Origin of the sequence: Paracraurococcus ruber (genome assembly GCF_004353985.1) — a bacterium.
Lineage (GTDB): Bacteria > Pseudomonadota > Alphaproteobacteria > Acetobacterales > Acetobacteraceae > Paracraurococcus > Paracraurococcus ruber.
Map to the genome: position 1 here is coordinate 1 of NZ_SMOA01000188.1, position 11,184 is coordinate 11,184.

An 11,184-nucleotide genomic window follows, 5' to 3' on the forward strand; every position below is an offset into this window, starting at 1 on the left:
GGCCTCCAGCGCGCGGGCGCGCAGCGCCGCGTCGCGCAGGCTGGCCAGCCCGGCGGCGATCCGCCCCACCTCGTCGCGCCGGTCTGCCGCCGGCACCGGCCGGTCCAGATCCCCCGCCGCCAGCGCCCTCGCCAGCTCCGCCAGGGCGCGCAGCGGCCGCGCCGCGCCGTGCTGCAGCAGCCACCAGGCCAGGCCGATCCCGGCCAGCAGCGCCATCGCCAGCGCCACCAGCAGCGTCCGGCGCAGCGCCGCGACCTCGGCACTGAGGCGGGTATTCTCGGCATCCGCATGGGCGCGGCTGACGGTGGTCATCGCATCGGTCGCCAGGCGGGACCGGGTGGTGAGCGCGTCGAGCTTCGCGCCCACCGTCGCCCGCGCCTCGGCGCCGCGGCCGGCGGCGATCAGCGTCTCGGCCTCCGTCGCCAGGCCGAGCAATTCCTGCCGCACCGCCAGCACCGCCGCCGTCTCGGACCCGAGGCGCAGGCGCTGCGCCGCCTCCCCGACCGTGGTCTGCACCAGCGCCGCCGCCTCGCGCGATGCGGCCAGGCGCTGCCGGGCCTGGTCCGGCCGGTCGGCCTGCAGCAGGGCGCGGTAGATCTCCCGCTGCGCCCGCAGCACCGCGCGGGTGCCGTCGGCGGCCGCCATCTGCCCGGCGGCGACATCCTCGAGCGTGGCGGAATAGGTCTCGTCCACCTCGGCCAGCAGGCGTTCGGCATAGAGCACCGTCCCGCCCAGGATCAGCAGGGCGATGCCGAGCACCAGCACGGTGCGGGCGGTGAGGGTCAGGGTCTGCGGCATGCGGCCGGTCCGGATGGCGATCCGGCCAAGCATGTGCCCGCGGGATGAAGGGCGGATGAAACCGCGGCGCCCCGCACGGCCCGGCCTTTCCCGGGGGCCGATACGGGCGCGGATGGATGCTGGCGGCCGCGCGCCGCCGGGCGCGCCCCGGCCTGGCGCGGATCGCGGAACGGCGCGGGCGCCGCGCGGCCCGGACCCGCTGCACGATCGATCGCCGGACGCGGTTCGTGGGTCCGGGCGCGGGCGCAGCCCGCCCTACGGCCCGGCGTCCCGCCCGTTGCCCAGGCCGAAGAGGCCGCGCAGGAAGCCCGGCGTCAGCGCCGCCAGCGGGTTCACCGTCACCTGCGGGTCGTCCAGCGGGCCCTGGACCCGGAAGGTGGCGGCGAAGACGCCGCCGCCGGCCTCCGGGCTGAACAGCCGGCCCAGCAACGGGAGGTTCCCGAGCAGGGTGTTGAACATGTAGGCCGGGACGATCGTGCCCTCGACCGCCGCCGCCCGCTGCTGCCGGTCGATCCGCCCCTTCGCCGTCAGGCCGAGGGAGGCGGAGAAGGCCCGCGCATCCGCCAGCACCAGCGCCTCGGGCGTCAGGGTGAAGGGGGCGACGAGGCGGGAGAAGACCAGGCCGCTGCCGCCCTGCAGGGCCTCCACCAGCCCGTACAGCGTCATGGCCTGCAGCAGCTTGGCCGCCGCCGGCGCGTCGCGCAGCACGAACTGGTCCAGCTCGGCGGTGCCGGAAAGCGGCGCCCCGGGCCGCAGCTCGGGATAGGCGGCGTTCACCGTCAGCCGCCCGCCCTGGATGGCATCCGCGAGGTCGAGCGCCCGCAGCAGCGCCCCGCCATCCGTGGCGTGCAGCCGCAGCAGCCGCTGCCGTCCCTGCGGCGCCAGGACGAAGTCGAACTCCCCCTGGCCCGGCGCGGCGCCGGTCCGCCCCAGCGCCTGGGCTTCCCGCAGCAGCCCCTGCGCATCGGTGCGGGCGCGGGCCTGCACCCCCAGCAGCGCGCGGCCCTCGCCCAGCGTCACCCGGTCGAAGCGGGCATCGAGCTGCAGCGGCGGGTAGTCCTCGGCCGGCGCATCGCGGCCGCGCCCGGGGGCGTCGAGCGCCGGCTTCAGGTCCAGCAGCGGACCGCGCAGGCCGACCTGCCAGGGCGCGCCCTCCCGCTCCGGCCGGCGGAGGTCGCCGGCGAAGCGGCTGCGGCCCAGCACCCCGTCCGTCATCTCCAGCCGTTCCAGCCGGCTGCGCGCGCCGAAGGCGGCGCGGCCGCGCAGCGCCAGCTCCGGCGCCTCCAGCCGCAGCCCGTCCAGCGCCGCAAGCGTGTCGCCCTGCAGGCGCAGCACCGCCTCGGCCTGGCCGGGCAGCCCGGGCGGCTTGGCATAGCCCGCCGGCTCCAGCCCGATCCGCATGTCGCGCAGGTCGCCCTTCAGGGCGACGCTGCCCTGGCCGTTGCGGCGGCGTTCGTAGCGCGCCTCCACCCCGACCGGCCCCTCGACGAAGGGCATGGCGAAGTCGAGGCCGAGGGTGGCGAGCTGCCGCGCCTCGACCCGTCCGGCGAGCGTCCCGCGCTCGGTCACCTGCGCCGCGCCGCCGGCGCGGAAATCCATCTCGAGCCCGAGGCGGACCGGCGCGCCCAGCCATTGCGCCTGGCCCGATAGCTTGAGGCCTTCGGTGTCCACGGCGAAATCGATGGCGCCGCGGTCCAGGTCGCGCTCCACCAGCGCGCCCGGCAGCCGCGCCTCCGTCACCCGGCCGGTGGCGCGGATCTTCAGCGCCTCCATCGGCAGGTCGGCCCAGAAGGGGAAGAAGACGTTCAGCCGCGCCTCCATCTGCCCGGCCGCCGCCTGCACCTCGAGCTTGCGCTTCTCGAACAGCTTCAGGCGCGGGTGGCGCAGCAGGGTGAAGACGTCGGGCAGCGGACCGGCCAGCTGGAAGCTCAGATCGGCATAGCCCGGCTCGACATCCAGCTTTAGGAAGCGGGCCGTGCCCTCCTTCAGCTCGATGCCGCTCGGCTTGCCATCCGCCAGCATCTGCCGGCCGCCACGGCCGCGGATGGTGATCTCGGTCAGGCCGAACTCCACCGTGGCGGCGCCCTCGGTCACCGGCGGCACCGGCCGCAGCCAGTGGATGGTGGCGTCCGTCACCTCGACCGACCCGGTCAGGCCGGTGACGCGGAACCCGTCCAGCGCCTCCGGCGCCTCGGCCTCCAGCCGCCACTGGCCGTTGCTGATGCGCCCGGCGGTGACGTTGCCGGTGACCCATTGCCGCGGGCCGCTGCCCAGCCCTTCCGGCCAATAGGCCGGAAGCTGGGTGGCCAGCATCGCATCCAGCCGGGCCGTGGCGCCGATGCGCCAGGTGCCGGCCTGCAGCCGCGCCTCGCCCTCGGCCAGCAGGGTGGGGGTGGGGGCGGCGGCGCCGGCCGAGGCCTCGGTCCCCGGCAGCCGCACCGCCAGCCTTTCCAGCCGCAGCGACCCCGGCGCGTAGCGCAGGGCGAGGTCCACCGAATCCGCCGCCGCCCGCCCCTCGCCCAGGGCGACGACCGCCTGGGAGGCGGCGAGGCCGAGCCGCGCTTCCTGCAGCCGCACCGCGTCCAGCGTGGTCGGCACGGTGAATTCCACCCTCGCCCGGGCATCCCGCAGCAGCCCGGCCGGCACGGCGCCCAGCACCGCCGCCCGTGCCGCCGGGGCCAGTGCCGCCGGCCACAGGCCGGGCAGCGCCTCGAACTGCAGCGGCCCGGCCCCGAGGTCGAGGCGGGCGTGCCAGGCGCCGTCGCGCTCCAGCACCTCGCCCTGGGCGGTCAGGGAGGGACCGGGCCGCGTGCCCCCCGCCGCGGCGCCGGGGCCGGGCAGGCGCAGCACCGCCTCCCGCACCCGCAGCGCCCGGCTGCTGCCCTCCACCACCGCCTCCAGCCCGGCCAGCGGCAGGCGCTGCCCGGCCCGGGCGGGATCGCCGAGGACGAGGTCGCCCGGCCCGGCGACCAGCCGCGCCTCCATGCGGTCCGGCCGCGCCGCGGCATCGAATTCCGCATGGGCCGTGAGCGCCACCGGCGCGTCCAGCACCTGCAGCGGCGCCAGTGGCGGCCAGATCGCCGCCAGCTCCGCCGGCCGCAGCGCCGGCAGGGTGAGGCCGAGGACGAGCCGCATCGGCGTCCCCTGCGCCTCCCCCGTGACCCGCACCGGCACGCTGACCGCGCCGGCGTGCAGCACCGCCTCGCCCTCCGCCTGCAGCCCGCCGCCGGCGGCGCGGCGGAGGTCGAGCTGCGGCTCCAGCAGCCGCCAGGTCAGGCCGGCGGCGGGATCGGCCAGCACCACCTCCCCGCCGGTGATCCGGATGCGGCGCAGCGCCGCCAGCGCGTCGCGGTCGGACGCTGGCTGCATCAGCCCGGCCAGCAGGCCGGGCAGGTCGGCGGGAACGGCGGCCGCGGCCTCCGGCGCCTCCTGGCCGGGGGTTTCGAGCCCGAGGGCGATCCCGCCCTCGGTCAGCGTCGCCCGCAGCCGCGGCCGGCGCAGCTCGATCGTCGCCGGCGCGATGACGCCGCGCAGCAGCGCCCGCGCCGACAGGGCGAGCGCGGCGTCGGGCAGCTCCGCCTCCGCCCGCCCATCGGCGGTGCGCAGCCGCACGTCGTGCAGCCGGATGTCGAGCGGCGCGGCGCTGCCGCCGCGGAAGCCTTCCCAGGCGATGGCGGCCTGGCCGATGGACAGGCGCGGGCCGTCCGGCCTTGCATTCACCGCCGCCTCGATCCGGGCGGCGAGCGCCGGCACCGCCAGCGGCCGGTCCGCCAGCCGCCAGGCGAGCAGGCCGAGCCCGGCGAGCAGCAGCGCCAGCGCCGCCAGCGCCACCGCCACCAGCCGGTGCGCCGCCACCCAGCACCAGCGCAGCGCCCGCCAGCGCCCGGCGGGCGCCGCCGCGGGAAGCGCCAGGGGCGGCACCCCGGGCTGGTCCACCGGCGCGTGCCCTGGCCGGTCTCCGGCCGGGTCCGCCGGCGGGCGCAGCGAGGCTTGACCGCGGGCCGCGCTCACCCCTTCCCTCGCGGATCATGCCCGAGAGCCAAACCCCCGACAGCCGGCCGCCCGTGGGGACCCTGCTGCCGGAGCGCCTGCCCCGCCCCTTCGACCCGGAAGCCGCGGACCGCCTGATCCAGCAGGTCGCCGAGGGCGAGGCCCCGGCCCGCGCCCTGGCCGCGAGCCCCGGCGGCGCGGCGCTGCTGCGGGCGCTGGGCGGGCATGCGCCCTTCCTGGCGGACCTGGCGCAGCGCGAGCCGATGGCGCTGGTCCGGCTGCAGGAGCGCGGGCCGGACGAGGCCTTCGACCTCGCCCTCGCGCCGCTGCGCCGCGCCGATCCCGGCGCCGCGCGCGACGCGGTGGGCGCCATGCTGCGGCAGGTGAAGCGGCAGGCGGCGCTGATCATCGCCGCCGCCGACCTCGCCGGGCTCTGGCCGCTCGACCGGGTGACCGGCGCGCTCTCCGACCTCGCGGACGGCACCATCGACTTCGCCTGCGCCCACCTGCTGCTGGCGGCGGGGGAGCGGGGGGAGCTGCGCATCGCCCGGCCGGCCAACGGCGCCCGCCCGGATCCCCGGGCGGTGTGCAAGGGCAGCGGCCTCACCCTGCTGGGCATGGGCAAGCTCGGCGCGCGGGAGCTGAACTACTCCTCGGATGTGGACCTCATGGTGCTGTACGACCCGGAGGCCGCCACTTACCACAGCGACCGCGCCGGCGCCTGCTACGTCCGCCTCGCGCGCGACCTCGTGCGGCTGCTCGAGGAACGCACGGCCGAGGGCTATGTCTTCCGCACGGACCTGCGACTGCGGCCGGACCCGGCGGCGACGCCGCTCGCCGTCTCCATCAACGCCGCCATCGTCTACTACGAGAGCATGGGGCAGAACTGGGAACGGGCGGCCATGATCAAGGCCCGCCCGGTCGCCGGGGACAAGGCGCTGGGCGAGCATTTCCTGCGCGAGATCCGCCCCTTCGTCTGGCGCCGCCACCTGGATTTCGCCGCCGTCTCCGACATCCATTCGATCAAGCGGCAGATCCATGTGCACAAGGGCGCGAAGGGGGCAGGCGCCACCATCGCCGTCGCCGGGCATGACGTGAAGCTCGGCCGCGGCGGCATCCGGGAGATCGAGTTCACCGCCCAGGTGCTGCAGCTGATCTGGGGCGGCCGCGACCCGGCGCTGCGCGACCCGACCACGCTGGGCGCCCTGGCGGCGCTGGCCGGCGCCGGCCGGCTGGACCGGCGGGCGGCGGCGGACCTCGCCGATGCCTATGTCTTCCTCCGCAATCTCGAGCACCGCCTGCAGATGGTGGCGGACCGGCAGACCCACAGGCTGCCGGAGGACCCCAACGGCCTCGCCCGCATCGCGTCCTTCATGGGATTCGACTCGGCCGACACCTTCGCCGAGACCTTCCTCCGGCATCTCGGCCGCGTCGAGCGGCACTACGGCAGCTTCTTCGAGGCGGCGCCGCCGCTCTCGGTCGAGACGCCGGGCGGCGGCGACACCGGCGACCTGGTCTTCACCGGCGTCGAGGACGACCCCGCCACCCTGGCCACCCTGCAGCGCCTGGGCTTCGCCGACCCGGCCTCGGTCGCCGCCCTGGTGCGGTCCTGGCACCATGGCAGGCCGCGGGCGACGCGGAGCGAGCGGGCGCGGGAACTGCTGACGGCGCTGATGCCGACGCTGCTGGCCGCCTTCGGCCGGCAGCCGCATCCCGACCAGGCGCTGGTGCGCTTCGACACCGTGCTGGGGCGGCTGCCCGCCGGCGTGCAGGTGCTGAGCCTGCTGCACCGCAACCCCGCTTTGCTGGACCGCATCGCCGGGCTGCTGGGCGCCGCGCCGCAGCTGGCCGAGCACCTCGCGCGCAACCCGGCGGCGCTGGACGGGCTGCTGGCCGGCGGCCTGACGCCGACCGCCGCCGACCCCGCCGCCGGCCTGCCCGCGCTGGTGAAGGATGCCCGCCATATCGAGGAGGCGATGGACGCCGCCCGCCGCCTGGCGACGGCGCGGAAATTCGAGATCGACGCGGCGGCGCTGGAAGGCACCATCGACGCCGACACGGCCGGCGAGCTGCGCGCCGACCTGGCCGATGCCGCGGTCAGCGCCCTGCTGCCGCGCATCATGGCGGATTTCGCCGAGCGCTACGGCCGCGTCCCGGGCGGCGCGCTGGCGGTCCTCGCCCTCGGCAAGCTCGGCGGGCGGGAGATGCTGCCGGGCTCCGACCTCGACCTCGTCCTGCTCTATGACCACGACGCGGATGCGGCGGAGAGCACGGGCGGCCGGCGATCCCTGGCGCCCAGCGAGTATTTCATCCGCCTCGCGCCGCAGGTGGTCAGCGCGATCACCGCGCCGGGGGCGGAGGGACGGCTGTGGGAGGTGGACATGCGGCTCCGCCCCTCCGGCAACAAGGGCCCGGTCGCGGTCGGGATCGGCGCCTTCGAGCGCTACCACATGACCGAGGCCTGGACCTGGGAGCGCATGGCGCTGACCCGCGCCCGGCCGATCGCCGGGCCGCCGGCGCTGAAGCGGCGGATCAACGAGGTGCTGCGCGCCGCCATCACCCGGCCCGGCACGGCGGAGGCGGCGCTGGCCGATGCGGTGGCGATGCGCGCCCGGATGCTGCGCGACCTGCCGCCCGAGGGGCCCTGGGACGTGAAGGCCATGCCCGGCGGCCTGGTGGAGGTGGAGTTCGTCGCCCAGGCGCTGCAGCTTCGGCATGCGGCGGCGAACCCGAAGGTGCTGGCGACCACCACGCGCGTGGCGCTGGCCCGGCTGCGCGAGGCGGGCATCCTGCCGGCGGAGGAAGCGGAGGCGCTGATCCGCGCCGAGCGGCTGTGGCGCACCGTCGCCGGGCTGGTGCGGCTGACCATCGGCCGGTCGCGCGATGCCGCGCTGCCGGCGCCGGCCGTCGCCGCCCTGCTGCGCGCCGCCGCGCCGCTGCTGCCGGCGCCGGCGGTTGACCTCCCCGGGTTGCGCGCACAGATGGCGGAGATCGCCGGGGAGGTCCGCGCGGTGTTCGAGCGGCGCCTTGGTCCGCTCGGCGCCGCGCCGGCGGGATCGGCGCCAATGGGGACGGGGGCTGCGGGATGAGCGAGGCAGGACCAGCGGAGGGCGCGGCGGCGCCGGATTTCTCCATGCCGGCGAGCGGCGGGCGGACCGTGAGCCTGTCCGGCCTGAAGGGAAAACCCTTCCTGCTGTACTTCTATCCGAAGGCGGACACGCCCGGCTGCACCAAGCAGGCCTGCGGCATCCAGGAAGCGCTGCCGCAGCTCGGCAAGCTCGGCCTCACCGTCATCGGCGTCAGCCCGGACAAGATCCCGCCCATCGAGAAATTCGCCAAGAAATTCGGGCTGGAATTCCCGCTCGCCTCCGACGAGGACCACAAGGTGGCCGAGGCCTATGGCACCTGGGTGGAGAAATCCATGTACGGCAAGAAGTACATGGGCATGGAGCGCAGCAGCTTCCTGGTCGACGGCAGCGGCAAGGTGGCCAAGGTCTGGCGCAAGGTGAAGCCGGAAGCGCATGCGGCCGAGGTGCTGAAGGCGGCGCAGGGGCTGGCATAGCGCTTTGCCAGCGGCGCCATCCGCGGCCTGATCCGCGGCCTGCACCTGAAACAGTCGTTACGGCGACTTTGCCAGGGGCGGGGCGTTCCACCGTGGGACAAACGCGGAGGAACCCATGGCACGCATCGTTTTCGCTTCCCTGATGCTGGTGGCGCTGGCCGCCTGCGGCAGTTCGCCGGGCGGCCGCGCGGTCTCGGGCGGCCTGCTGGGCGCCGGTGCCGGCGCCGGGGTGGGCGCGCTCACGGGGGGCAATGTCGGCACCGGCGCGCTGGTCGGCGGCGGCATCGGCGCGGCCGGCGGCGCGCTGACGGCGCCGCGCCGGTACTGATGCCCGGCCTCGGTCGGCGGGCGCTGCTGCTGGCCCTGGCCGGGGCGGCGGCCGCTGCCCCGGCCATCGCCCAGCCCTTGCCCTGGTGGGAAGACCAGCGCCGCCGCCGCGCCTATGAGCGGTGGCGGGAGCAGGAATGGCGGCGGCGCGAGCGCGACGCGCGGCGCCGCCACCGGGAATGGCGCCGCGATGCCTGGCAGGAGGAGCGGGAGCGCGACCGCTGGGCACGGCGGCAGGGCTGGTATCGCGGCCCGTGAGGCCCGGGGCCGTCCGGCGCAGGCCGGGCGGCCCTTGGCGGCGTGCATCCGCCGGCCCCGCGCGACACGCGCAGGCCGTCGTCGCCGGGCCGCCATGCCCCCGATGGCACCCGGGGTGCGAGGCCGGATCGCCGGGCGGCCCGATCTTCCCGCCGCGGCAATCCGCCCCGGCATCGACCGGCGGCGGCGGCGCGGCATCCGGTCCTGGACGCGATCGACCGGCGCCGCCCGGCGCAGGTCGCGGCGGCCCGGGCCCGGCGCCCCTGGCCGGTCAGGCCGCCTCGCGCACCCGCAACGCGGCCGCCGGCGTGAGCAGGGCGAAGCCATAGGGCGGCAGGGTTTCGACTGCGTCCGCGATCCCCTCCGGCACTGCCGCCGGCCGGTCGCTGAGGTTGAACACCAGCGCCACGCGCTGCCCCGCCGCCTCCCGCAGGAAGCCGAAGAGCGGTGCCGGCAGGTCGAGCGGCGCCGCCGTGCCGTGCCGCAGCGCCGGGTTCGCCCGCCGCAGCGCCAGCAGTGCGCGGGTGAGGTTCAGCGTGCTGTCCGGATCGGCCTCCTGCACATCCGCCGCCAGGGCGCGGTGCGCCGGCGGCACCGGCAGCCAGGGATAGGACCAGTCCGGGGTGAAGCCGGCGAAGCGCTCCGCCGCTGCCCAGGGCATGGGCGTGCGGCTGCCGTCGCGGCCCTTGAACTCCGGCCAGTAGGCGATGCCGAAGGGGTCGCGGATCTCGTCCTCGGTCAGGTCGGCCTCGGGCAGGCCCAGCTCCTCCCCCTGGTACAGGCAGGCGCTGCCCGGCAGGCTCAGCAGCAGCGCCAGCAGCAGGCGGGTGAAGCGCGGATCCTCGACGCCGTCCCCGTCCCCCGTCCTGGGCGCCCAGCGGGTGGCGGCGCGCACCACGTCGTGGTTGGAGAAGGACCAGCAGGGCCAGCCGCGGGCGCAGGTGCGGACCGCATCCTCCAGCAGCGCCTGCAGGGTCGGCAGGTCGAAGCCGTGCCGCAGCGGCCGCAGGGTGTAGGCCATGTGCAGCAGGTCGGGCGCGCCGGTGTAGGCGGCGATGCGGTCGAAGGCGCCGTCCTGGGAGGAGACCTCGCCCAGCGACACCCGGCCCGGGTAGCGGTCCAGCAGCGCCCGGATCCGCCGCAGCACGTCCAGGCTGGCGGGCTGGATCATGTCATGGTCGTGCCGCTGCAGCGCGAAGAGCTTGGCCGGCACCTGGCCGCCGGGCGGCGGCACCGCCGGGTTGCTGCGCAGGAGCGGGTCGTGGGTGAGGAAGTCGATGGCATCCAGCCGGAAGCCGTCCACCCCGCGATCCAGCCAGAACCGGGCGACGTCCAGCAGCGCGTCGAGGCAGGCCGGGTTCTGCAGGTTCAGCGTCGGCTGGCTGGGCAGGAAATGGTGCAGGTAGTACTGCCGCCGCCGCGGTTCCCAGGTCCAGGCGCTGCCGCCGAAGACGCTGAGCCAGTTGTTCGGCGGCATGCCGTCGGGGGCAGGGTCGGCCCAGACATACCAGTCGGCGGTCGGCGCCGCCCGGCCGCGGCGGCTGGCATCGAACCAGGGATGCCGGTCGGAGGTATGGCCGCCGACCAGGTCCAGCAGCACCTTCAGGCCGCGGTCATGCGCTGCCTGTAGCACCGTGTCGAATTCGGCCAGCGAGCCGAAGACCGGGTCGATGGCGCAGTGATCGGCGACGTCATAGCCGAAATCCCGCTGCGGCGAGGCATAGACGGGGCAGATCCAGATCCCGTCCACGCCGAGCGAGGCGATGTGGTCGATGCGGGCCAGCAGGCCTGGCAGGTCGCCGACCCCGTCGCCGTCGGAATCCGCGAAGCTGCGGGGGTAGACTTGGTAGAGGACGGCGCCGCGCCACCATTCCGCCTGGCTGTCCATCCGCCCCGTACCGCCACGTCGTTCGATCTCGAAATGATTGCGTGAAATATGGGTCATGTCCATCCGGATTCGCGTCTGGGTTGTGCCGCGCCGGGAAGTCTCATCGGTATTGGATGGCCCACAGATGAACCGGCGGGACCGGTGGCGGCGCAGGGGCCAGCCTGTCCGGCGCCGCCCTGCCTGGCCCGGCATCGGGATGCCAGGCGGCGGCGCCTCATCCGGCAGCGGCGGCACGGGCGCGCCGGTGCCCTGCCCTGCGCTGGGAGGGGTGACGCTGCACGGCAGCGAGGGCGCCGCCGGGCCCCGTCGCCCGGGCCGGCGGACGCCGCAACCCGGCCCAGGCCAGGGCGGCCCGGCCGGC

The 11,184-nt window shown here is 76.3% G+C and carries 7 protein-coding genes; 4 read left to right on the forward strand and 3 right to left on the reverse strand.

Features of this window, described 5'->3' with window-relative positions:
• A partial coding sequence (locus E2C05_RS23290) for a HAMP domain-containing protein (protein ID WP_158292321.1) occupies positions 1–798 on the reverse strand: 798 nt, incomplete at its 3' end.
• Positions 799–1,053: 255 nt separating this feature from the next.
• Entirely contained in the window at positions 1,054–4,734 is a 3,681-nt protein-coding gene (locus E2C05_RS23295; RefSeq protein ID WP_133222040.1) for a YhdP family protein, read from the reverse strand.
• A 92-nt stretch (positions 4,735–4,826) separates the two neighbouring features.
• On the opposite strand from E2C05_RS23295, the gene E2C05_RS23300 reads away from it, so the two are divergent.
• The 4 genes from E2C05_RS23300 to E2C05_RS23315 all read left to right on the forward strand — a co-directional run bounded on the left by E2C05_RS23300 (position 4,827) and on the right by E2C05_RS23315 (position 8,935).
• Positions 4,827–7,877 carry a bifunctional [glutamine synthetase] adenylyltransferase/[glutamine synthetase]-adenylyl-L-tyrosine phosphorylase gene (locus E2C05_RS23300; protein ID WP_133222041.1) on the forward strand — a complete coding sequence of 1,017 codons (3,051 nt, stop codon included), beginning with the start codon at positions 4,827–4,829 and terminating at the stop codon, positions 7,875–7,877.
• Entirely contained in the window at positions 7,874–8,350 is a 477-nt protein-coding gene (gene bcp, locus E2C05_RS23305; protein WP_133222042.1) for a thioredoxin-dependent thiol peroxidase, read from the forward strand. Before E2C05_RS23300 ends, bcp begins: the two co-directional genes overlap by 4 nt.
• Positions 8,351–8,465: 115 nt before the next feature.
• Positions 8,466–8,678, forward strand: coding sequence for a hypothetical protein (locus E2C05_RS23310; protein ID WP_133222043.1), 213 nt, complete (start codon positions 8,466–8,468; stop codon positions 8,676–8,678).
• Positions 8,678–8,935 carry a hypothetical protein gene (locus tag E2C05_RS23315; protein ID WP_133222044.1) on the forward strand — a complete coding sequence of 86 codons (258 nt, stop codon included), beginning with the start codon at positions 8,678–8,680 and terminating at the stop codon, positions 8,933–8,935. The genes E2C05_RS23310 and E2C05_RS23315 overlap by 1 nt, the downstream gene beginning before the upstream one ends.
• A 271-nt stretch (positions 8,936–9,206) precedes the next feature.
• On the opposite strand, the gene E2C05_RS23320 is transcribed toward E2C05_RS23315, so the two are convergent.
• Positions 9,207–10,880, reverse strand: coding sequence for an alpha-glucosidase (locus tag E2C05_RS23320; RefSeq protein WP_240046851.1), 1,674 nt, complete (start codon positions 10,878–10,880; stop codon positions 9,207–9,209).
• Between the last annotated feature and the right edge of the window lie 304 nt (positions 10,881–11,184).